This window comes from Niallia sp. FSL W8-1348 (assembly GCF_038006745.1).
In the GTDB taxonomy this organism is placed as follows: domain Bacteria; phylum Bacillota; class Bacilli; order Bacillales; family Cytobacillaceae; genus Niallia; species Niallia alba.
On sequence record NZ_JBBOVV010000004.1, the window covers coordinates 202,111 to 224,843 of the forward strand.

The 22,733-nt window shown below is 31.5% G+C and carries 34 protein-coding genes and 1 pseudogene; 3 read left to right on the forward strand and 32 right to left on the reverse strand.

Annotation, left to right across the window (positions count from 1 at the left end; genetic code table 11):
• Positions 1-20: 20 nt before the first annotated feature.
• The 7 genes from NST60_RS25955 to NST60_RS25985 all read right to left on the reverse strand — a co-directional run bounded on the left by NST60_RS25955 (position 21) and on the right by NST60_RS25985 (position 3,780).
• Positions 21-644 (reverse strand): thermonuclease family protein, encoded by a 624-nt coding sequence (locus NST60_RS25955; protein ID WP_341100902.1) that lies wholly within the window; start codon positions 642-644, stop codon positions 21-23.
• A 185-nt stretch (positions 645-829) separates the two neighbouring features.
• Complete coding sequence (locus tag NST60_RS25960) at positions 830-1,003, reverse strand: hypothetical protein (protein WP_186325669.1); 174 nt, start codon at positions 1,001-1,003, stop codon at positions 830-832.
• Positions 1,004-1,015: 12 nt separating this feature from the next.
• The gene (locus tag NST60_RS25965; RefSeq protein WP_047944802.1) at positions 1,016-1,204 is read right to left on the reverse strand and encodes a hypothetical protein; all 189 of its coding nucleotides are present in this window, start codon (positions 1,202-1,204) and stop codon (positions 1,016-1,018) included.
• A gap of 65 nt (positions 1,205-1,269) precedes the next feature.
• Positions 1,270-1,569, reverse strand: a complete 300-nt coding sequence (locus NST60_RS25970) for a hypothetical protein (RefSeq protein WP_144545654.1) — start codon at positions 1,567-1,569, stop codon at positions 1,270-1,272.
• 54 nt (positions 1,570-1,623) lie between these two features.
• A complete protein-coding gene (locus NST60_RS25975; protein WP_047944800.1) occupies positions 1,624-1,851 on the reverse strand; it encodes a hypothetical protein in 228 nt (75 codons plus the stop codon).
• A 308-nt stretch (positions 1,852-2,159) separates the two neighbouring features.
• Positions 2,160-3,284 (reverse strand): IS4 family transposase, encoded by a 1,125-nt coding sequence (locus NST60_RS25980; RefSeq protein WP_100525935.1) that lies wholly within the window; start codon positions 3,282-3,284, stop codon positions 2,160-2,162.
• A 193-nt stretch (positions 3,285-3,477) separates the two neighbouring features.
• Positions 3,478-3,780, reverse strand: coding sequence for a hypothetical protein (locus tag NST60_RS25985; protein ID WP_144545652.1), 303 nt, complete (start codon positions 3,778-3,780; stop codon positions 3,478-3,480).
• 147 nt (positions 3,781-3,927) lie between these two features.
• Here NST60_RS25985 and NST60_RS25990 point away from each other — a divergent pair, with 147 nt between their 5' ends.
• Positions 3,928-4,272, forward strand: a complete 345-nt coding sequence (locus NST60_RS25990) for a helix-turn-helix domain-containing protein (RefSeq protein WP_144545650.1) — start codon at positions 3,928-3,930, stop codon at positions 4,270-4,272.
• A 539-nt stretch (positions 4,273-4,811) separates the two neighbouring features.
• Here NST60_RS25990 and NST60_RS25995 read toward each other — a convergent pair.
• A complete protein-coding gene (locus NST60_RS25995; RefSeq protein WP_100525938.1) occupies positions 4,812-5,927 on the reverse strand; it encodes an IS4 family transposase in 1,116 nt (371 codons plus the stop codon).
• A 175-nt stretch (positions 5,928-6,102) separates the two neighbouring features.
• Here NST60_RS25995 and NST60_RS26000 point away from each other — a divergent pair, with 175 nt between their 5' ends.
• Positions 6,103-6,576, forward strand: coding sequence for a hypothetical protein (locus NST60_RS26000; protein ID WP_144545648.1), 474 nt, complete (start codon positions 6,103-6,105; stop codon positions 6,574-6,576).
• A 106-nt stretch (positions 6,577-6,682) separates the two neighbouring features.
• On the opposite strand, the gene NST60_RS26005 is transcribed toward NST60_RS26000, so the two are convergent.
• The 3 genes from NST60_RS26005 to NST60_RS26015 all read right to left on the reverse strand — a co-directional run bounded on the left by NST60_RS26005 (position 6,683) and on the right by NST60_RS26015 (position 9,041).
• Complete coding sequence (locus tag NST60_RS26005) at positions 6,683-7,507, reverse strand: abortive infection family protein (protein WP_144545647.1); 825 nt, start codon at positions 7,505-7,507, stop codon at positions 6,683-6,685.
• A 93-nt stretch (positions 7,508-7,600) separates the two neighbouring features.
• The gene (locus tag NST60_RS26010; RefSeq protein WP_186325668.1) at positions 7,601-8,584 is read right to left on the reverse strand and encodes a helix-turn-helix domain-containing protein; all 984 of its coding nucleotides are present in this window, start codon (positions 8,582-8,584) and stop codon (positions 7,601-7,603) included.
• A gap of 133 nt (positions 8,585-8,717) precedes the next feature.
• A complete protein-coding gene (locus tag NST60_RS26015) occupies positions 8,718-9,041 on the reverse strand; it encodes a hypothetical protein (RefSeq protein ID WP_144545643.1) in 324 nt (107 codons plus the stop codon).
• 284 nt (positions 9,042-9,325) lie between these two features.
• Between NST60_RS26015 and NST60_RS26020 the strand changes: the two genes are divergently transcribed.
• The gene (locus tag NST60_RS26020; protein ID WP_016204202.1) at positions 9,326-10,489 is read left to right on the forward strand and encodes a tyrosine-type recombinase/integrase; all 1,164 of its coding nucleotides are present in this window, start codon (positions 9,326-9,328) and stop codon (positions 10,487-10,489) included.
• A 263-nt stretch (positions 10,490-10,752) separates the two neighbouring features.
• Here NST60_RS26020 and NST60_RS26025 read toward each other — a convergent pair whose 3' ends face one another.
• The 21 genes and pseudogenes from NST60_RS26025 to NST60_RS26125 form a co-directional block, all read right to left on the reverse strand.
• Positions 10,753-11,040: a hypothetical protein gene (locus NST60_RS26025; protein ID WP_016204201.1), complete on the reverse strand. Its 288-nt coding sequence runs from the start codon at positions 11,038-11,040 to the stop codon at positions 10,753-10,755.
• A 180-nt stretch (positions 11,041-11,220) separates the two neighbouring features.
• Complete coding sequence (locus NST60_RS26030) at positions 11,221-11,673, reverse strand: DUF1281 family ferredoxin-like fold protein (protein ID WP_016204200.1); 453 nt, start codon at positions 11,671-11,673, stop codon at positions 11,221-11,223.
• Positions 11,674-11,745: 72 nt separating this feature from the next.
• The gene (locus NST60_RS26035; RefSeq protein WP_156827848.1) at positions 11,746-11,883 is read right to left on the reverse strand and encodes a hypothetical protein; all 138 of its coding nucleotides are present in this window, start codon (positions 11,881-11,883) and stop codon (positions 11,746-11,748) included.
• Between the two features lie 221 nt (positions 11,884-12,104).
• Positions 12,105-12,254, reverse strand: a complete 150-nt coding sequence (locus NST60_RS26040; RefSeq protein WP_198013219.1) for a hypothetical protein — start codon at positions 12,252-12,254, stop codon at positions 12,105-12,107.
• Between the two features lie 39 nt (positions 12,255-12,293).
• Complete coding sequence (locus NST60_RS26045; RefSeq protein WP_016204198.1) at positions 12,294-12,503, reverse strand: hypothetical protein; 210 nt, start codon at positions 12,501-12,503, stop codon at positions 12,294-12,296.
• A gap of 25 nt (positions 12,504-12,528) precedes the next feature.
• A complete protein-coding gene (locus NST60_RS26050) occupies positions 12,529-12,693 on the reverse strand; it encodes a hypothetical protein (RefSeq protein WP_156827847.1) in 165 nt (54 codons plus the stop codon).
• 55 nt (positions 12,694-12,748) lie between these two features.
• Positions 12,749-13,102, reverse strand: a complete 354-nt coding sequence (locus tag NST60_RS26055) for a hypothetical protein (RefSeq protein WP_016204197.1) — start codon at positions 13,100-13,102, stop codon at positions 12,749-12,751.
• A gap of 344 nt (positions 13,103-13,446) precedes the next feature.
• A complete protein-coding gene (locus NST60_RS26060; protein WP_016204196.1) occupies positions 13,447-13,656 on the reverse strand; it encodes a hypothetical protein in 210 nt (69 codons plus the stop codon).
• 303 nt (positions 13,657-13,959) lie between these two features.
• Positions 13,960-15,521 (reverse strand): annotated as a pseudogene (locus NST60_RS26065) (IS3 family transposase).
• Between the two features lie 59 nt (positions 15,522-15,580).
• A complete protein-coding gene (locus NST60_RS26070; RefSeq protein ID WP_341100915.1) occupies positions 15,581-15,931 on the reverse strand; it encodes a hypothetical protein in 351 nt (116 codons plus the stop codon).
• Between the two features lie 181 nt (positions 15,932-16,112).
• Complete coding sequence (locus tag NST60_RS26075; protein ID WP_016204194.1) at positions 16,113-16,394, reverse strand: hypothetical protein; 282 nt, start codon at positions 16,392-16,394, stop codon at positions 16,113-16,115.
• Between the two features lie 442 nt (positions 16,395-16,836).
• Entirely contained in the window at positions 16,837-16,980 is a 144-nt protein-coding gene (locus tag NST60_RS26080; RefSeq protein WP_156827846.1) for a hypothetical protein, read from the reverse strand.
• Between the two features lie 242 nt (positions 16,981-17,222).
• Positions 17,223-18,080 carry a DNA cytosine methyltransferase gene (locus tag NST60_RS26085; RefSeq protein WP_016204193.1) on the reverse strand — a complete coding sequence of 286 codons (858 nt, stop codon included), beginning with the start codon at positions 18,078-18,080 and terminating at the stop codon, positions 17,223-17,225.
• Positions 18,081-18,170: 90 nt separating this feature from the next.
• Complete coding sequence (locus NST60_RS26090) at positions 18,171-18,338, reverse strand: hypothetical protein (protein WP_156827845.1); 168 nt, start codon at positions 18,336-18,338, stop codon at positions 18,171-18,173.
• 557 nt (positions 18,339-18,895) lie between these two features.
• A complete protein-coding gene (locus tag NST60_RS26095; protein ID WP_047944115.1) occupies positions 18,896-19,093 on the reverse strand; it encodes a hypothetical protein in 198 nt (65 codons plus the stop codon).
• 32 nt (positions 19,094-19,125) lie between these two features.
• Positions 19,126-19,356: a DUF3850 domain-containing protein gene (locus NST60_RS26100; protein WP_016204189.1), complete on the reverse strand. Its 231-nt coding sequence runs from the start codon at positions 19,354-19,356 to the stop codon at positions 19,126-19,128.
• Between the two features lie 21 nt (positions 19,357-19,377).
• A complete protein-coding gene (locus NST60_RS26105) occupies positions 19,378-19,548 on the reverse strand; it encodes a hypothetical protein (protein ID WP_156827843.1) in 171 nt (56 codons plus the stop codon).
• A 117-nt stretch (positions 19,549-19,665) separates the two neighbouring features.
• Entirely contained in the window at positions 19,666-19,971 is a 306-nt protein-coding gene (locus tag NST60_RS26110) for a hypothetical protein (protein WP_016204188.1), read from the reverse strand.
• A gap of 231 nt (positions 19,972-20,202) precedes the next feature.
• Complete coding sequence (locus NST60_RS26115) at positions 20,203-20,412, reverse strand: hypothetical protein (protein WP_040343916.1); 210 nt, start codon at positions 20,410-20,412, stop codon at positions 20,203-20,205.
• Positions 20,413-20,721: 309 nt separating this feature from the next.
• The gene (locus NST60_RS26120; protein WP_016204186.1) at positions 20,722-21,369 is read right to left on the reverse strand and encodes a hypothetical protein; all 648 of its coding nucleotides are present in this window, start codon (positions 21,367-21,369) and stop codon (positions 20,722-20,724) included.
• A gap of 4 nt (positions 21,370-21,373) precedes the next feature.
• The gene (locus tag NST60_RS26125; RefSeq protein ID WP_341100934.1) at positions 21,374-22,720 is read right to left on the reverse strand and encodes a hypothetical protein; all 1,347 of its coding nucleotides are present in this window, start codon (positions 22,718-22,720) and stop codon (positions 21,374-21,376) included.
• Positions 22,721-22,733 lie beyond the last annotated feature (13 nt).

Genomic DNA, 22,733 nt, shown 5'->3' on the forward strand with positions numbered 1-22,733 from the left:
TGTTTTAGAATATCTTTGTATTACTTAACAAAACCATTTAAGTCAGTATCTGCATAACCAGGGATGCTCCAAATATTTAATTGTTTTTCTTTTGCTATATTTTCTGCATCCTTATAGACATCAATAAATTCATATTCATCAAATAAGTAAGCTAATTTAACATATCCCTCTTTTAATAAATATGACTGAATACTAATTTGATCTAAACAGACATGCGCCAAAATTCTTCCGTACTTATCCTTTTCATCAGCATTAGGATCCAATTGATAGGTAATTTCCTTTCCTTCTATAAGGTTAGCCAGATATTCCTTACCTTCTTGTCCAAATGGCTCATTCTTCCCTTTTGTAATTTCAGGTCCATTTATTCCGATTAACCTCAAAGCGGTATACTTATCTGCTTCCAAAACTAAAGTGTCAGCATCTATCACTTTTTTTACTATAGCTTTGTGTTTTTCTGTTTTAATATCAGCTGCCTTTTCACTAGAACGATTGACATCATTAAAGTACTTCTTAAACGAAATCTCCTTTTCTACCTGATTATCAGTCTTGTAGTTCTCTTTAGACTGGTATGTAACTAGGCGGCTATCTGTTGAACATCCACTTAATAAAAATAAAATAAATAAAGTGGAAATAATCTTTTTCATCTAAACCCCTCATTTCCAAAAAAGAGAGCACTCCAATATACTAAGACTTTACTTAGTAATTGGGGTGCTCCCATTTCTCAATATATTATATTCACTCTTCTAATTTCCTATATATTTATAATAAGGATAAAAATAGAAAAATTCAACCCAAAAAAAACTAAACTCTCCTTTCAGAAAAGGCAAAGCTAAATTGCTTCTATATCCTCCATGATTTTCTTAGTTTTTTCATTATTATTGATTCCACTGGCCATGGAATACCACCAAACTAAATCTTTTCTTCTTTTCTTATTATCTATTCTTGCTAACTCCATAACTAATTTAGTCACAACTTCTTTTTCTTCTTCAGTATAACTAATCATTAAATAATCCTCCTATATAGATACTTTTTTGGTATTTATATCTGCTAGTAATTCATTTTCCATTAAAGTTAATGACAAAAGTGTTAAATCATCTATTTTTTCATCATCTTTATTTCGTGTGATCCCCTTTTCTTTTAGGAATTCGATTATTCTTTTTCTCTCTCTTTCCACTCTTATATGTATTTCACGATCGTAATACATCTCAGTTCCTCCATTTCACCTGTACCAATTATTACTAATATGATTTCAAAAAAATATCAGAATTTTTAATTTTCTTTATAGTAATCATCAGAGAAATCTGGTACATCCTTTTGGTTTTCACAAATATTTTTAATCTTTTCGATATCAAATAAATAAGAAACCTCTTCGCTAATATCATAATCAAACTCATTTGCAACAAATATAGCCGCTTCTTCATTTTTATAGATCATTAAACGAAATGAACTAAACTCCGATTGTGCCTCTTCAACATATAATCCATTATGCGTGGAAAATTCATAAGTTTTAAAACATGAAGTTTCAACTTTAAAGTTCACCTGTTCTACAGTATTTATTAAAGTTTCCATTCTTTTGCCTCCCTTTTTATTTAAAAACCAATGATAAATGCCAACTGATCTCTTTTAGAAAAATGAAATCTGTCCTGAACTGCTTACTTTAAATGTAACCTCACTTTTCTCCCTTGTTTCCTCATTAATTTCAAAAGGTGTTTTTTCGTAGCAACCAAAATGAGCCTTCTTATTGTTAAAACGTGAAACATAAAAATAATCCTTACCATTTTCAAATAAGTAATAACTCATTCCAGGTACTAAGTTAGCACTATCTGCTTTTCCTAAATATTTCCCCTTCATTAATTACATGCCGCTCCTTTCTGTGATAAACACAAAAAAGCCTTTGGTCCTTTTATTAACCTAACAAAAATATTGTTAAGTAAAAATCAAAGGCCCAAAGGCTTCGTGTCTATTAGAATATGCTTATCATAAAGATAGCTAAAAATAAAAATTACAAAAAAATCACTAACGTCGCATAAATTCTAACTGAATATTCTGTTTTCTGATATTCCCGTTTGAGAAGAAAAACGAAGACACGCGAACAGAGGTAGTAATCATCCATTTTTTTACTATAACCTTTGGCGAGGGCGACAGAAACGGTTAAACCTTTACGGGACAGCTCTTCCTGCTATTTTTCGAATCCAAATACGTGCTGGTTTCCAGGGTGCTGCTTTTAGCCACCGACTGATTTGTAAGTACGTCCGTGAACTATTTGTACTCAGCTGAGCCAGTACATGTAAACAGTAGACGATCATCGCGATGTACACTTGATTATGCACAGCTTGTTCGCTTTGTCCGTAGAACTTTTTGATGTTTAAATGTTGCTTCATCCACTTGAAAAACAGCTCGATTGCCCAGCGTGATTTATACAATTCAGCGATTTCATCTGCACTCAAGTCGAAGCGATTCGTTATGAGGTGTAACTCATTTCCTTTTGAATCCAACACTTTCAATTGTCTGAATTCATTACCTGCTCGACTTTGTGCTGTGCCCAAGGAAATCATTTCATCTGATAAAACGGTTGAATCTTTTGGAAGATCAAATTCCTCGATTTGATGAGTTACAGCGTTTTTCCGCAAGCGTGAAACGAAGAAGTAACCATCGTCGGTCATGCGGTCGAATCGCTCGTAATCCAAGTAGCCACGGTCAAAGACGTACATGCACTCTTTGTCGTCAACGAGTACTTCTAGCTGACCTCGATCATGTTCGATCGCATTCGTTAACACCGCTTTGTCTGGATAGGAACAACCCTTTTCTAAGTAAACAAGACGTAAATGAAGCTTAATGCCTGACTTTGTTTTGCGGAACTTAGCCCATTTATGATTGTTCAAATTCAGTGGCAACGTACTCGAGTCGATGATTTTCAGTGGTGTTGTCATTTTACGTCGCTTATCAAAATCCGTTTTCTCATGAATTTGCGCGACTAAATCTAGAAACACCTGCTGGAACACCTCTGTCGGTACTTGATTTAATCGACGTCCTAATTGTGAAAAGCTAATCGATTCCAAATTCGTTGCTTTTTGTAGGTCGTCTGAAAACAATGTATCACTGACAGCACGCAGACTTTCGGTTTCATTCAGCTGCGCAAACAGCAGTAATTTCAGGAATGAAGCGATGTGTAGCTTCTTTGTATAGTAATTTAATTGATGGGTTTCAACCAATTCTTCAAGTTTTGTGGAGGAAATCGGTGAAAACCATTGTTCAAATGATGTTTTTCGTGTAAACTTATCCATGCTTATGTCCTTTATGTTGGATTTGGATGGTTTACTACCGTCCAACCATTATAAAGGATTTTTTTGTGTATCATTAATATTACAGAAAATTCAGATTTCCGGAAGGCGTTGTATTATTTTAATGCGACGCTAGTGCAAAAAAATGTATATATAAATTCTAGTTGATTATTTTGAAAAAAGCAATAATTACTGATTATTTACCACTTAATTTCTTATATTGGTGGGAATTTACACAGAACTCTTTTATTATCTTTTCTAGTTGCTCCTTTGTAGGATGAACAATACTCTTAGTTGTATAAATTTTTTCAATAATTAGTCCCCCACCATACACTAGCCTCACTTCAACAGTTCCGGTTAAACTAAATCTTGTGACTTCAACTCTTAATCCATACACATTATCCTGCAGATAGTATGTAGTTTTCTTAATTTTATATTTACCATGCGAAAATGGTATAATGGTTTCTTTTTTCTTAATATAGTAGTTTTCTTCACTCATGGGAAATCCTTTCTGTTACTTATTATAGTAATGTAGAAATTCACCCGTCTTTTAATACTTATAAATATTATTTTACTTATTTTTTTGAATATAAACTACTGTATAGTATTTCCATTGTTTTTTACCCTTATAGAAAGAGGTGAAAAAATGAATAACTTAGTAAAAACCATTGGAGAAAGAGTCCGTTATTTCAGATTATATAGAGGTTTTACACAAGAGGAACTAGCTGAAAAGGCAAATGTTCACTATACATATATTGGTGGTATTGAAAGAGGTGAAAGAAATATCTCCCTGGAAACGCTTAACAAAATTACGGAAGCTCTTGAAATTTCACCTACTGATTTATTTGAACAAAACTTCTTAAAGAAAGAAACTGACAAGACAGTACTATTAAAGCTTCATCAGGAATTATTAAGTACAAGAAGTACAGAAGAGATAATAATTGTCCATCAATTAACCCAAAGCATTTTGCATTTAATTGATCGAAAATGATATTGTTAAAAAGGTAGGAAGTTAAAATAGAAGACTTTTAATTTAGCACATAAAATACAAGAACCTGACTACAATTTAGTGTTAGTTAGGTTCTTTAAATTCCTCAAATTTTTATCATCTAAATTTGATTAGAGATACCCATAGAATTAACGATAAATTCTCCATCACATTTTGATAATCCTTATTAAACCTCTGATTGTGGAATAACCATATAACATAAAACAAATAACCTACATACTCTAGTATTAACCTTGTAACCTTGCAATACTTAGAATTTTTAGTAGCAATAATACATCCCAAATACTAATTCTTATTCCATACCAATTGTATGGTTTTCACAATATGCTTCATGAAATTTAAAGACTTCGAACCATTTTAGAATTATAATAGATCACTAGTGTTGCATAAATGTTGTTAGAATATTCAGTTTAAATATGTCCCCTGTTAAGAGCCAAAAAAGTAAATACCCAACTAAAGGTGGATCCATCCATTTGGAAATTTTTTACAATTAGACTTAAGAGACGACGACAATTTGTTTATTAAGGAATGGTTTTTCCTTCAATCTTTCGAAGCCAAATATGTGCTGGTTTCCACAAAGCTGCCCGTAAATATCGGCTAATTTGTAGGGTTTTTCGTTTACTTTTTGTCTCGATTTGTGCGAGAACATGCAGGCAAAAAACAATAAGTGCGATAAACACTTGATTCTGAATTGCCCATTCGCTTTGGCCGTAAAACTTTTTGATATGGAGATGTTGTTTAATCCATTTGAAAAATAACTCAATCGCCCAGCGTGATTTATACATCTTTGAGATTTCTTCAGCACTTAAATCAAAACGATTTGTGATTAAATGAAGCTCATTTCCTTTTGAATCAATCACTTTTAGAAGACGAAAGTAATTTTCGGCACGGTTTTGCGTCGTACCAATCAACACCATTTGATCCGACAAAACAGATGTATTCTCGGGTAGTTTAAAATCGTAAACCTCCCGTATGACTGCGTTTTTTCGCAGCCTAGAAAGGAAAAAGTAGCCGTCATCTGTCATCCGATCAAAGCGTTCGTAGTCTAAGTAACCACGGTCAAACACATACATACATTCCTTGTCATCAACCATTACTTCAAGCTGACCGCGGTCATGTTCTTTGGCCGTTGTCATAATGGCCTTTTCGGGATAGGATATACCTTTTTCCATAAACACAAGGCGTAAGTGCAATTTAACACCCGCTTTTGTTTTGCGGAATTTTGCCCATTTATGATTAGTCAAATTGAGAGGCAATGTGCTTGAATCAATGATTTTTAATGGCATCACAAGTTTCGTGTTGTGCGTTTTGGCATGAATTTGTGAAACTAAATCAAGGAAAAGCTTTTGGAATAAGTCTGGATTCATGCCATTTAAACGGCGTGAGAGTTGGGAAATACTGATAGAATCAAGATCAATGCCCTTTTGCAGTTGATCATCGAAAAGACAATCGCTCAGCGCATGCAGACTTTCGACTTCTTCTAGCTGCGCAAAAAGTAATAATTTTAGAAATGACTCTGTCGTTAGTTTTTTCGTATAGAAATCTAATTTCAACGTTTTCACGTTTTCTTCAAATAATTGAAGATTTATTGGTGAAAACCATTGTCCAAATGAAGTTTTTCGTGTAATCTTGTCCATGCGATAGTCCTTTTTAGTGGATTTGGACGGGTTACCACCTAACTTATCCATTATAAAGGACTTTTTCTTTGCATAAAATGATAAAATTGAACATTTCAAGTATTTTTAATAGTTAAATTAAATTAACGCAACACTAGTGATAATAGATGTATTAAAAATAAGGAGTATATTCTATATGAATCTATATGAATTTTTTCAAACATGGGTAGATCATCCAAAAAAAGGAAATGGTAGAAAAAATTTAAACCATACAGATGAAGCTTGGAAAAAAGTATTAAATAATATCCAAATTTGGGAGAGTAGTGAAAAAAAAGAAGACAATGAGTTTGCAAAATATATAAAATATACCGGCAAATTAAGAAGAGTTCACCTAGATCTTGATAATGTAAATTTTAATAATCACTATGTTTCATGGACAGCAGTTGAAAACTTAGAAGATATATATTGGTTTAATTCATCGATTCCTCATACAATTATTACTGCGGAGGCAACAAAAGAGAATCCAGGAATTAGTGTTAAGGGATTTATAGAAGCTATGAAATTGGTTATTCCAAATTTTGAATTAAACTCACCCGCTATCAGAGCAGAACATGAAGTGATTTTTCCCTTACAAGAAAAAACAATATTAAGCATAGAAAAAATAAAATAGAGGAGATAGCAGGAAAATACGAATTTACAATCCTAAGAAAATTACAAACTATCGATTTCCTGCGTTATTTTTTTCAATGACTCTCCTATAATAGGTTACAAAACATTTAAATTTTTTCTTTAAGTTTATTTAATAGGAATTCAGAGATCATCCCCATACTCTCTATAGCTGCTTTTGCTTCATTATCAGAAACTGTAGGCAAAAAGGGTCTGCCATGACCAGTTCCTTGTTTATTACGTAAATTATTCACCGCACACCCCAATTCATACAAACTTATTTCGAATCGTTCTGAAACGGAGTTAATTCCTTTAGTTTGTGGTGTTGAAAGACCTAATTGATAGAAAGCTAAGCCCAAAAGAGTAGGGAAATTTCTTTGTGGATATTCACCCAATAACCTTGTTATTACATGTGCTGCTACCGCCTCTAGTAAATCCTTACTAGTGCCTGTTAATAGCGCAGCATCCGCAGCTCCACGCTTTGCTCGGCGTATGTAATTTTCAAGAGCCTTTTCTATTTCAAAATAGGATAAATTCTCCAAAACTACAGGTGTTATAACTCCATCACTTGTTAAATTTATGTTCTCTGACTTAAATGCATCTTGAAGGTTTTTTATTGGTTCATTTCCAACGAAATTGGGTGATTCCTCTCTAAATCCTCCAAACCCTTTTATAAGAGACATTAAACTACCTAATAAATACTCACCAGATTCATGATTGTATTCAATAGCCCAATTTAAGACAGCACTAATCCTCTTTGCTTTCCCTACTGTCTTTCCGTTTAAATTCGGATCACCTTTTTCCAACTTAAACCTAACAATTATACTTTCAAGATCCGCATGGCTTGGCTTTCTATTTTGTACCGTCGGTGAAGAATCATCAACTATATGGGACACCGCTACTGCTATTTCATCATTTAAAGGTAATCTTTTCATACATATTAACTCCCTTACTATTAATCAAAATTCTCTTTTCTCGTATTTTGCAATCCCAATGAATAATTTAGTACTAAAGTATTCTACAGCTTATTAGTATTGTTTTTCGTTAACATATTGTACAAGAATTTCAGAAACCAACTCTTCTAAAGTCAAACTTCTTTCAGACGCAATTTGTTTCAAAGAATCTTTAACCTGAGATGGTATTTCTAAAGATAACACGTCATATTCAGAATCTATATAAATCCCTTTAATCGTTGAGATTATGGAACCTTCCACCATATATTCCTTAATAGTTTTTATCGTATCTTCATCTAAAGTATCGTAAGGGAAACAATATGGTTTAATTTCTAACTCTATCTTTTCTTTATTTATGTTCATCTTCATATTTGTTGGAGTGATATATTCATAACATATATCTAAGAAAGAGTATATATTAGATTCAACATTATTTTCATAAGGGAACTCAAATTTAGCAAATTTCCTTTTGGAAATTATCGAACCTCTTTCAATCAAATAAACCGGTTTAAAACCATATTGCTCAATTTTCGTATATGGAATCTTATTTCCACTAGCAGTTAATAAAAAGTAATCTTCATCTTCCCCAACCATCAATCTTCCATGTTCTTCACTTCTTTCATGAATAAACAATTGAAACCAACCATGTTTATTTGGTTTTGAATAAAACTCTTTATTATTTCTACTTCTCATATTTTTATAATTTTTTTGAAAACGTTCAAGCTCCGTTTGTTTAATAAAATATAATTCCCTACCTCTATAAACTTCTTTCTCTGCAGTAAGTTTACCATCCTTTATATAGTTAAATACCGTTACAGTAGATACACCTAATTGTGCAGCAACTTCACCAGTGCTAAGTCCTGGCTTTTTTAATTTGTCTTTTACCTCTTCTACATCATCTATATAAAAGTACTTCGTATTGTCAATTTGCCAACTTTTTTCATTCACTGCAGTTAATATGCCTTGTCTGGAATATGATAAAACTGTATTCTCAGCAACACCTAATAATTCCGCAGCCTGTTTTGTAGTAATTTGCTTTTTCTTATCTTCTTGGCCCATTTTATTCTCCCAACTAATCATTATTAAAATAGTGTATACATATCATTTAATATTAACTCAATATTATAATCTATTTATATGTTACCATTTACTATAGTCAATATTCAATTGGGGAATAATTCTAATTTATGTATTAATTCTTGCTTTGTTTACAATACTCACTAGCATTCTCTAAAAAATCTGTAATACACTCTTCTACCTTTTTTCTTGTTGGTTTTTCTAATGTAATACTTTTAAAAGTTTTATCAATAACTACCCCTCCTCCCCCTATCAATAATTTAATCTCCACTGTATCTTTTTCTCGACTCAAACTTCCTCTTTTATCTACAAATCTACTAACTTGCACTCTAAGACCATATTTGGATTTTTGTAAGAAATAAGTTTTCACTTGCACTTCATATTTACTTACAAAAAAAGTACTTTCATCTAATGCTCGGTATAAACTTTCGCTAATCAAAAAATCCACCTCTTCCTTTTATCATTAATCAGATTATAATATATATCTTAATATTAAACAAAGGTTTAATGTCCATTTTATATAAAAAAATACAATGCCTACTATTTTATATTAAAATGTATTTTAAATATTAATTTTATTTATATGTATATATAGTAGACAAATAAATGATTTTTCTACTAATATAGGAGTAGATATTAAATGTATTTAAATTAACTTAATAATGAATTACCTATAACCAGATAATTACTATACTTTTAAAAAATGACAAAAGGGGTGTGAAAATGCTAGAAAAGGAAATTTCTTTCCATTCGAATAAAAATTCGTTAGAATTTACAGGAAGTCAGTCATCCATCGCATCGTTTTCAAAAACACTAAAAGATCCATCAGTATTTCAAAATTTACCTGACGAGTTAATCATTATGGAGGATGTATCTAAAAATAAGGAAATAAATGACTTGGAAATGATGTATTTATTTTTACACCAAAAGAAAGATATGGATATACGAAAGAATAAAATGGAGAACACCATCGAAGAGTACAGCAGAGATTTACTTATCATGTATAAACAGATAATAGAAAATGCTTTTTCCATTGGATTAGATTTAAACGCACAGCAAAATCCTTATCAGATATTCAAACTACTCAATCATGTACATATTAGAAAATTTCAAGAGTGGTTAGCTGCAGCTCCGTTAGGGAAGGGGAAGAAGCCATACGCAGTTTCTACACTGAGTCGTAAAATGGTAGTTCTTAAAGGATTTCTTTCTTTTTTGTATAAAACAAAGTATATAGAAGTTCCGCTGCATGAAAAAATGTTGAGTAGTAATGTGCGGGATATTGATCGGCCAGATAGGGATTTAGGAAAAAATGAGGTAGTGCAGATATTGGACTATTATAAAGACCATCCCATTGTTCATTGTTTACTAGCAACCTTAATTACAACAGGGCTTAGAATAAACGAATTATGTCATAGTAAAATATCGGATATTTCTTATGTGGATGGAGATTACTGGTTATATGTATTAGGAAAAGGGAGACATGAAAGAGAGGTACTCTTACATCCATATATAATAGAAGAAATACGGAAATTTCGACGAACAAGACGGTTAGATTTTATATTAGATGGTAGTGATAATTCGTATATTTTTATGACGAACAAAGGGAAACCATACAATTATAAGTATTTATCTAATTATTTAACAAAAAAAATTAATGAAGCGGATTTACCTTTCATCAAAACAAGGAAAAATCCAATTACACCACATACACTAAGACATGCTTTTGCACAAATTAGTTCTGATCAAGGGGCGAGTTTGGATCAAATTAAAATTGCATTGGGGCACAAATCGATTCAAACAACATCTATTTATCTGCAGAAGAAATCAAGAAGAGAAAACAATGCGGGACATGCTTGGAAAAATTCAAGTATCATTAATTCATTGTGATTTACAGGTGACAATATAAAAAAAAGGGTTGTATATTCGTACAACCCTTTGATAAACAAAAAAAACAGACCTTATTCAGTCCGCCTTGTTGTCTATTGTACCATCACATTTATAACGAGTTTATATTCGTTGTCTTCATCTAGTCTTAAGCGTACTCCGCTAAAGCCTCCCTTATGACCATACCTAAAAAGGATTGTTCAGCGACCAAACAGCTTCTGTAGCGCTTGTTGCGTTTATTTGTTAGTAATTTATTAAACCATAATTCATTTTCTCTGACCATCTTTTTTGTCTTTCGTGAATGCGACCCAATCCCCATTAACCTTTTCTATTTTAAATACTTGTCCGATTTCTATATCTTTCGTTATTCTTTTCAGGGTTCTATTAGAAGGTAATGGTTTACCTGTTAGTAGTTTTTCATAAGATCGCTGCTCCCAGAAAAGAAAGGTGTAACCGATTATAGCAGTTATTGTTAGAATAACAGCGAAAATAATGGATAATTGTCCAAGACTAATATTTCCTTCAGATATCAACTCGTTGAGTTTATTAAGCAACTTCTTTCCTTTCTTCCATTTTTGTTTTTAATAATAAGTCTTCTGTAGTGGTAAGCAAAATAGGTATCGATAGTGCTCATTGTCTACAAATGCAACTTGTAAGAGATTGAGGCAATATTTATTAATCTTTTATGGATTCAATGCGGAATGTTTCGTACGGTTTAATCTTCATCTATTCATTCATAAGTCAATTTCTTTTAATATCTCATTCTCTTTGAATTGGTAAATGCTACTTCCTAAATCTTCATCAGCATAGCTGTATTCTATTATCACATTTGGAAATATCCAAGCAATTTTCTGCATCAGTTTTTCCACACTATTATTTGCGGTTAGAAAATATATAGTGTCGTTAGTACTTCGACTATCTGGTTGACCGTAAGCGTTCCACTTAGTCCCCCAGTACTTTTTTTGCCAATTTAGTATTGTGTTTTCACTTCCCCATTTTTCCTCGTCTACTGAACTAATCCCTGTTATATCTGGTGAAGAACCATATATCCATCTTGGAATGGGAGTAATTTTACTAAAATCTATTGTTCCAATTCCCTTTTCATCATTCTTTAAGAATTCCATTACTTCTTGTACTTCCTCATGAGAACCAATTACTTTTAATTTATTTGAAATATCGTTTGGCATTTTCTTCTCTCCTTTTTAATGAATTATTACTTTGTTATTATTTTGTATTGGTTGTTTCGTGTTGTTTAGTCACTAATCTTGAGTTACTTTAAAGTCTTCTTTCCGTTTATTGTTATTAGAACTCAAACTACCTGCGAATTGACGTAACACTTCTTTACCACTACCAATTGTCTTATTGTTTTCATCTATAACAAAGTCACCTTGCTTCACTATATTTGCTTCAATTAGTATGTTGTGTATGTATTTCAGTTGTTTCATAACCACAATCTAGACATTTAACTGGTGTACTTGTTTTATTATCATTAACATTAATAATAGAGTTTAAATGATCATACTTAATGTTGCTACTTTCACATTTACTACAAGTTACTCACAACCTTTTTTATTCCTTTCATTTTCACCCCGATATATATTTTGATTATTAGCTGTGATTATTTTAATGTATTCCGTTTTACACATATAGAAGTATCTAGTTTGAAATAAGGTTCTAACGCTTCCTTAAAAGCGACTTCTATATTTTTAGTACCATATGTTTCTTTACCTAGTTTGATGGGAGGGTCGTGTTTTGGTTTTTCTTCCATTTTATATCCTCCTTACCGTACTTTAGTTTCGTATTGTGACTAATCAAAAATCCTACTTCTAGATATTTTTCTATATAAGGCAATTACTTTTCTATTTTCGTTTTCCCACTCTTGATTTTTTAACATAGGAATAGAAAATCGACCTTCCATTTGAGTCATTAAATTTGCTAACTTATGAACTTTTTCATCATTAGAAAAATTGGAATGCATAATATTTTCATATTCTTGATTAATTTCTTTTAACTCCATTTTCCTAGTCCTTCCCAATAGTTATCTACTTTTTTGGTACTACATAAAATTCTTCATCTTTATAAAGTTTCTGAACTTCTTCTAATGCTGTTTCTGCAACTTCTTTTGTATCAAAAGTTTGTTCCCCTGTTTTTCCTACTTCCGTTGTTTCAAATATTAATCCTGTTTTGGATCTAATTACAAATCCCATTTTCTTCATCTTCCTTTCTACCGCATATAAGTTATCTAATCTACGTATTTTATCACTAACCACAACAAAAAAAGAGTATTTCCCCATTATTCAATTCGTGAACTATTACATTTAAGAAACTTTTTATTCTTTCTTCCAAGTCATTATCTAATGACATTGATTCTACTCTGTTAAGCGCTTCATGATAATGACTAATTTTGTAGATTTTAAAATATTCATTGTTTGTTAAAACAATGTCAAATACTTTTGCAAAAACTACTGCATTAGGATTTCCGATAGAAAAATTAGTATATTCTAATAAGTGTTTTTCATTGTCATTACCATATGCGATTTCAAATAATTCATCATCAATAAAATGCTGTTTTTTTAATTTCAACGGAACTTTATATAAAGAAACATCATAGCTCATAAATCTTTCCTTTCTATTGCTTAAGATTTTTTAAATGATAATAATTGTCAATTGCTACTTGAATAGACATCCTTTCTACCACATAGTCAACCTTCTTACTAGCCAGTATTCTATTTCTTTCTCATTTGCATGATTATTAAAAACAGCTCTATTTATCTTAGCATAATCGGTGATTGTTAGGTGTCCCCCAACTAATTATTTTTTTGGTCTAAAGGAATATAATATTAGTTGTTATCTACTTTACTTTCCGATTTACTTTTGGATAAAGTCTTTCATAGTTTGAGTTACTTTAATTGTATTACGTGTTCCTCTAAGAACTGAAGACACGTTAGTTAGGAAATCATTTAAGCGTTGTGAAACAGGAAAAAAATAATGCAATGGCTTTCCTTCTTTAAGATCTCTGTAATTTTTTTTATAAGCAAATTTCTCTTTGAAATTTTCATAATCCTTAAAAGCTTGTTCTCTTCATTATCTGTCATACTAAGTAAGTTTACTTCATCAGCAATAATCGGTAGATATTTTTTCATTCTCTTTTTTCTTTGACGTTTATTCATTTTTTTCTCCTTTATCATATAATTGATTCGTAACGGTTGGTTAAGACTTATTGTTTAGTTCATACGTTTTATCAAGTAGTTCCAAATATTGCTTTGAATATGGATGATGGAATTTCTGGAAAAATATAAATAAATAAGGTATCGGTGTTTGTCAAGATAGTTGTCGCATTTAACTTGTTTACTAGTGTAAGAACGTAAGGGTAACTACCGCGCTTTGCTTGGTGGCCTTCTCATCAAAGAACAGAATTCATTCTGTTCTTTGATGAGAAGGGAATGGGTAGTTCAAGCTCAGTCGCAGTGGGGCTATTTTGTTCCATCCTTTTCTATCTTGTCCTTTATTGGGTTTAAAGCCACTGAATCATGTGCACTCCAGTCTCTAGTTGAGCGCGTCCAACGTTCTGGATGCTTTTGTTTCGCTAGTTCATAAACTTCTTTGCGCTTTTTCAGTATCCCAATATGCGCACCTGTGTGGCATTGTTCTGGCGTCACAAAATTTATACCACTGTGTAAATGTATACAGTTATACCAATTCACAAATCTTAATGCCCATTCACGTGCAGCCTCAAGTGTTTCAAAGCCTCTGTACGGGAATTCAGGTCGATATTTCAGAGTCCGAAACATTGCTTCAGAATAGGGATTGTCATTACTTACTCTTGGTCTTGAATAAGAGCTTTGGATCCCTAATTTTTCAAGTAATACCTGAAATGTTGCGGCTTTCATGGGACTGCCATTATCGGAATGTAAAACGAGTGGTTTACCTTGGATTTTTTCACTAATAATCGTCTTCTTCATTAAATCTTCAGCGTGTTTTGCCTCCTCTGACTCCCAAATCTCCCAACCTACGATTTTTCTACTAAAAATATCGATAATTAAGTAGAGTCGATAAAACAAGCCTTTCACCGGCCCTTTTAACCACGTTATATCCCATGTCCATACCTGGTTTGGGGCTACTGCTAAATGACTTTCTGGTAATCTACCCTCGGGCTTTTTGCTTCTTCCCCGATGATTTTGCATTTTATGCTCACGAAGAACTCTATAAAAGCTAGATTCGGAGGCGATATAAATGCATTGATCTGCTAATTTTGGCACGATTTGAGTAGGCGGTAGGTCTACAAATTCCTCTTTTTTAACAACCTCCAGTATCTCTTGTTTTTCCTCTATCGTTAATTTATTTTTTGGCTCTGGACGTAACGCAATAGGGCGTTGATCCTCCTTGATTCCACCTTCTGAAATCCAGCGTTCATAGGTGCGAACGCTAATGTTCAATTCTTTACACGCCGGGGCTAATCGCGCACCATTTTGGTTTGCTTCTTGGATGAGTTCTACTGCTAGTGCGCGATCTGACGGGCTGATCATTCGTCCTCTTGGTCCCCCCAGATCGCTTGGGCCTTTTTTCTTAATAGTAATAAGGCTGCAGCTTCTGCCAATGCTTTTTCTTTTTTACGCAAATCTTTCTCTAATGCCTTTCCTCGCTTTTTCTCCTCTTTTAATTCTTGATTTAACTGCTTTGTTTGACTAGATTCTCGCCCATTTGCATTAAGGCATGAATCTCGCCATGCGTCAATCTGTTCTTTATAAAGTCCCTTTTTTCGACAATACTCCGCTAGCTCCGCACCATTCATTGAGTATGTTTCCATAACTATGAGAAACTTATCTTCACTGCTCCAGTGTTCAGAACTTTGTCCATCTCCGGGTGTGGGGTTTCCAGATGATCTAGCCTCTTTTCTCCACTTGTAAAGCGTGGGTTCAGTAATGCCCAACTCTTCACTTAATTGGCCAACCGATTCATTAGTGGGGGGCATCATTCTCTTAATAATTGATGCTTTCTCTTCCTTTGTATAACGTTTACCATTATTACTTTTCATGTCGATCAACCTCCGTGTATGATTTAAACTATACACTAAAGTTCCCTACGACATCTATCCTAACAGAGGGGGGTATCAATTATACAAAATAACATAATGTACATAAATAATTTATGTTTTATAACATTTTTTCCTTTTATTAAGTAAAGACAAAACAATATTATAAATCCATAAACCATAATCATTAAGGCAAAAAAACGAAATAACTCTTCAGGAGGAGCAATTGCGAAAATTTCAGTTATAGTCTTATTAACTGTATTGTTTACAACCAAAAATACTCTTGTTATTTTAATTACAGCAATCACAATTATGAGTTTTAGTATCTTTTTACCTAGTGGAATCAATTCTTTTTTATCTTCATGATTAAAAATATATTTTTTCTTTAGTTCATGATCTAATGGAATTTTCAAAATGCCATAAACACCTTACTCTCCTTTTCTTCCTATTCCTTTCATTAAATAACCTGAGGGTTATTTTTTCTTTTTTGAATAAACATTACTTCCCTTCTTTAACGAACAAAAGTCTTGTATGCTGCTTCAATTAAATTTTTAAGTTTTGGCATAATGGTTAGCTCCTTTTTTGGTTTAATTTTCATATTTCCTCTAACAATTCAAAATCGTATTCAGTCATAACCTGATATATTTCCCCAAGTTCTTTTAACATTTCTTTATAAGAATAATTTCTTTTCGCTCCTTCTTCTTTTATAAACCAATTGAGCTTATCATATTGTTTAGTAATTAAATAAATAATATTTTGATGTATAAATTCTAATTGTTCTTTAGGTTCTAAAACCTCTGGTTTTAGATTGTAAATAATCCAATGCAAATTATCAAAAATTTCTTGTTTATACGAACCGTCTCCAAAACGCGACACTGAAAAAATCCCCTTCTTTCTACCCCATATAAGTTATCTATTTTCTATTCCGATACTCTTCATATATGAATCAGCCTTACCATTAAAAAAACATCTATAACATATATTCAATTCATATTCTTTGCTATTAGTTAAAGCAAGAAAATCAGATTCACAACTTAAACATTCGAGACTTACTGCCTTAACCACTTCATTTTCCATTAACAATACTATTTTTTTGAATCATCAATAATTTCATATGACATTCCCTTACCTATTCTACCAACGACAAATTTAATAGTTTCTTTCTGTGTATCTATCTCCTTGAAATATTTTAGAACTTCATTTCCTTTATGTTCACTAATAACAACTTTATTTTTATTACTAATTTTTTACTTCTTCCTTATTATTTTTGTCTTAATTGCAAGAAACCTGAGAACCTGTAAAATAGATTAAACTTTTTTTATAAAACTACGATAAGAGTGGTTAACCATAATCCAACTCCTACTGGTAAACCGACAACTAATATCCAATAAATTGAAGTAACACAAGCTTCCAATACCACATCGTCCAAACGTCTAATCTTATACTTCAATTCTTTTTTCATTTTTCTTTCTTCTCTCCTTATTCTCTTATTTTCGAACTACGACACCAACCAGCAAAGTACACATACAGTAAGTCGATTTTATCTAAAAATATTCTTTGTTTTATCTCTCAAACAACTATTACATAAATCTTGGGATATTTGTTTGTAAGTTCCACATATCGGACATGTGCGTTTTTCTTTTTTATATGCCATACTTCTATTAACATTTTCTAACTCATATATTAAATTGTACAGTCTTTGTACTATGCAGCGAAGTATTTCTTTAATTCCTTTCCAATCCAATACCCCATAGGAACAGCTACAGCATTTCCTATTTGTCGATAAGCATCATTATCTGTTCCCGCAAATTTAAACCAATCGGGAAAACCTTGTAATCTCGCATATTCTTTAACTGAATAAGGTCTTATAGAAACGCTATCATTTATTAATCTTGTCGATCTATCTTTAGAATAATGCGCTACACAAGTTGGAGCTTTTCCATCTAAATCTGTAATAATTGGCTTATCTCGATATGCACCATTTAATCTTTTTTGAACATAATCAGGAGTATATACTTCTGCTCCAATATCAATAATATCTCTCATTCTCATTGGTTTTGCTTCTGGATAAGATAAATTATGGAAAGGCTTTTTAGTTCCTATAACTATTAATCTTTTACGTTCTTGAGGGAGCCACATATTAGCGTTAACAGGGCATTCTACTCTAACGTAATAATTGGGTAATCTAGTTAAGCACTCCATCACCACTTGAAATTTTCGCATACCAGGAACATTTTCAACTATATACACTTCTGGTTGTGCTAAAGCCACATGTCTAAAAAAATGTAAAAATAAATCATCGCCTGTTCTAGTTCCATGTATATCAGCAATCCGGCTATACTTCGTACAAGGGAAAGTTCCAATATAAACATCTGCATCTTGCTGATCGAGTACAGTTATTTTTGTGATATCGGTTTGGTTTATTCTGTGTTTAAAGTTTTTCCTTAAAGTCTCACAAGCAACTTTATCTATTTCAAAAGATTCCATAATTTCAATACCAGCGTCTAACATTCCTAAGTCCATTCCACCAGCACCACTAAAATAACTTTTTGCTGTTATCATCAAAATTTTGTTCTCCTTCCTACATTACTAAGCTATTTTTCTTATGGTTAATTTTCCATACTATAGCTATATCTATCTAAAACCTTGTAATTATCTCTTTTCAATTATTCTTTGTAGATTTTCACTTTTGTTATTAAGTCTAGTAAAATGAATTGCTATTCTACTTTTTTTCGAACTACTCTTCATAATCTTTATTAAATTATTTACTGCTTTTCCTCTCGCTTCATTAATAATAATGGAATCTTTCATATTCTTCATTTCATTTCCCTTTCCACAAAATAGTTATTTAATTTTCAATATCAAGGCATATTATAAGTACTATCTTTACAACACGATTTTCATTATAAAAGTTTTTCAAGTTCGTGTTGTTAAACCCTATTAAATTTAGTTATTCTACTTTTTGTTCATGTATAAACTTCTTAAATATTGTGTAATGACTATAAACCAAAAAGAAATGACTATAATTCCAACAACATTAGCGAGAAAAGGATATTGAATTAATCCTCCGACACCCCAATGGTATGAAAATAATATGACAATTATCCAAGGCAATACTTTTTTTATAATTGGAAAACGTTTATTCTTAATTAAAAATAAATTAATGATGACTAAACTTACTATTAATATATTTATTAAATTCACTTTATTTTCTCTCCTTCATATAACCTTTGTACTATTCAACTAATTGTATTAATATTTTATATCCTTCTATTGTTAGAAAGGTACTCACTTTAAAATTCACATCTTTTTGATTCGCTTCTCCAATCTTAAAATTTTTTCGTCATAATGGTTATCTAATGAACAGTTGTTTCGTACTATGCTATACGTTTTAATATGTTATTTGCTGATTTTTTTATTACTTCTATTATTTCTTTATCAGTTAGTTCGCTAAAAGCTTCTGCAACCTCGTTAGGAATACTCTCATAAACCCCTTCTAATTCAACTATAGCTGATAAAAAATCCATTCCATTGTTTAGAAACCAGTCGCATACAATTTTCTGATTCTTATTCATTGCAAAACCCCTTTCCTACCGTACAATAGTTATCAAACAATAGCCATTACTATATAATTTTCTTGCTGTGCATAATTAGTAATATAAGTAATTTCTCTTTTAACTACTTCCCCTGTATACTCTTGTGCTAAAGGGTTATATTCTTGTAAATAAAGAGTATCTCCAACTTTAAAATCTCTGTCATTTTTTCTGATTTCAAAACTTTTATTTCCATTTCGTACTTCTTCAAAATATTGCGGTTGTATTTTTAAAAAGTGTTCCATTTCCTCACTCCTTCGCAATAGTTACCAAGCGTTTATGCTGTACGTTCCATAGGTTTTACCTAATTTCTCAACGTGGTCACAATATCTATCTAACTTTTCTAATGAAATAAATCTCTTCTTTTTAACTGGCTTATCATTATGAAAAATAACTATGGTGTAAGGTTTGTTTAATTTTTCTTTTTCTTTCTTCACGATTAACTCTCCTTTAATGAATAATAGTTATCTACTTTGAAATCATTTTTTCCTTTTATAATCTTTTGCTGTATGATTTGCAATTATAATATAAGATAAACACGTTTTTTGTTTGATTCAATTTTTGTTACTTCTACGATACTTATTCTTCTCTTCAAACTTTTTCAAGGCAACAAAAACTAATATATTCGTTAAAATCAGAAGTAACATTGAGAAAAATCCTATTAGCAACTTATCTTGTGAACTTGCATTGTATGTATATGCTACAAGCTGAATTACCATAAGGACAAAGAATAATAAGAAATTCAGAATAACCCCATCTTTAATTACTATTGATTTTTCTTTGCAGTAACTACATGTCTTATCAGCAATATTCTTCTCATTTAAACATTTCGGACATACTCTTAAATCTTTTTGCGACACTGAGAAAATCCCCTTCTTTCTACCCCATATAAATTATCTATTTTCTATTCCGTTTCTCTTCATATATGAATTAGCCATACCATTTAGAAAACATCAATAACATATATTCAATTCATATTCTTTGCTATTAGTTAAAGCAAGAAAATCAGATTCACACCTAAACATTCAAGACTTACTGTCTTAACCACTTCATTTTCCATTAACAACTCACTCCTTCACAATAGTTTCGAACTATTCATCAACTCTTTTTAGAAATTCAATAAAATCTTTTGAATTTCCAGACCCCATTTCAATTGTGTCAATCCAGCTATCGTGAACAGTATCATTTTCAAGACCTTGTTCATCAAGCCAACCCCTTACTATTTTTTCATGTTCTCTCGCTGTGTGAAACGCTTTTGCAGACTTTCTAATACTATCCTTTATTTCTTTTGGAACTTTCATATATAAACCCCTTTCTACAGCAGAATAGTTTCGAACTATCATACTCACTAATGACCCTCTCTTTTATATTTTCATTTCAATTCCGCATTAAAGGTCTTTATTTTTCAACTTCAATTTTTAAATGGTCTTCCTAAAAGTATGCCAATAAAACCTGCTAACACAAAAATTAACACAATTATTCATTGATAAACCTCTTTTATTCCCTATTACTAATCTATCATTTCTATCAATGATTTAATCCAACCAAGTATCTTCAGAATTGCCCCCAATACATCAATATAAAACAACATACCTGATCTCCTTCTCTATTTATTTGATCTTGTTAATCAATTGCACCTTTTTTATATTTTGTTCCATAGCTAAATGATGTTTCTCTAATATATCTTTCATCTTTTCATCTTGATAGATTTTTACTTTTTGACTAGCCTGCTTTTCAATTCCATTAGCATATTCAGAAATTTCCTTAATAAAACCTATAACTCTCTCTATCTCTTTTTTTAAATCCTGCTCAGAAAGTTTTTTAGAGAGGTCTTCCAATGACGAAATCGAATAAATAATTTCTTCATTAAAATGAATCACAAAATATTCTTCTTTAATTTTTGATAAAGGAATCAAAATTTCATTTCTGAATAAGTAATAATTGCTATTGTCCAGCTTGAAAGCAAATCTCCTTTTATTTACTTCGTAATAACGGTTACTTACCCTCAGATTTTCTTTTCTCATGGACCAAATCAGATTCCATTTCGGATTCAGAGGGACATATTCATTAATAGGAAAAGAAAACTCAATAACTTTCCCTATGCTCTTCCCATAAGGAATATCAATTTCATTTATAAAACTTACCTTTTTATGATTTTTTAATAGGTCCAAATATTTACGAGAATAATGAATCTTAAATATTAATGAACCAATAAGAAAAACCAACAGTATTTTTTCTATCCATAATATTATTTGCATGTTATTACCTTCTCCCTTTTATAATGGCCATTTTAAGCTTTTTCCGATCTTTTAAACCATTGCTTAACATTATCGCTATTGAAATACATAAAGCACCTATAAAGACGATATGCAGCAGGATCTTTAAATCATCTAGTGATAAAAAGGGAGATTCGTTTTTGCTACTTGCCTTTTTCTCATCATCAAAGTTAAGCTTCCACATTCCTCCCTCATATAAAGCTTTAATTTCAACCTCAGTTGTTTTCTCTATATAATCCTCAAAAAATCCAGGATATAGATGAGTTAGATTAACTGTGAAAGAATACATTTGATCATTTTCTTTTTTCTCTTTAAGTATGTCTATTGATGATAACGGGTTTTCGTTTTCACTAAATGCTTCAATCATTTCAGTTTTAATTTCTTCATCTGTCTTCCCCTTTGTAAAGCTTTGATTTTTAGAGACTAAAGTGCTTGCAGCCCCATAGTTTGCATTTATTACTTCTTTATAATATTTAGTAACTACTTCCCTTGGGGTTAAATCATGTTTATCGATCACTTGGTTAACAGCATCATCTACTAGTTCAAAAGTTAAATACCATTGATTTTCAAACTTAATAGCAACGATTCTTTCTTGATAGGTATATTTTTTGGAGTCAGTTAACGAAGCAGTAAACAAAATACTTCTTCCATCGATTTCCTTAGCATCTTCTATGCTAAAAGTAGCAACAGAATTACCTTTGCTAGTATAAAATTGGGATATTTGTTTTATTACTTGTTGAATATCAGAGGTATTTCTCTTTTCTTCAGGCACTAATTGACTTTCAATTTCCGGTTTAGATAGTAACAGCTCTTTAATTGCTGTTCCATAATTCCCTTGTCTTATTAATTCATAATAACTATTTACCTTTTTGCTCGCCTCTTCCTTTTCTTCTTCAGTAATCGGTTCAGTATCCTCAACAGGTTTTACATCTTTCAATTCTTCAACTTTAACTGGTTCGCCTGTTTCAGCAGAAACGTATATCGGATCTCCTTCATTGGTCACAGAATCTAAAATCAAATACACACCAGCAGCGGTTAATAATGTTTTGCTAAAATTATTCCCCTTGTAATAAGCTTGTCCTTTATATTTATCGTTTCCTTTAGTTGCAGTCGCTGCAGCATTTTTACTTTTAATATTACTAGGACTAGTTTTTACATTGGTTTTTGTATTAGTTTTTGATTTCACTGAGCTAACCTTACCGCTATTAATAGAAGAACTTTTCACACTAGAACCTCCGGTTTTCCCTAAAGATACCTTTGCAGAGGCTGTACTATATGCTGTGAAAAATAATAAAATAATACTGAGGGACATTATTGCTATTTTTTGTTTCATTACATTTTCCTCC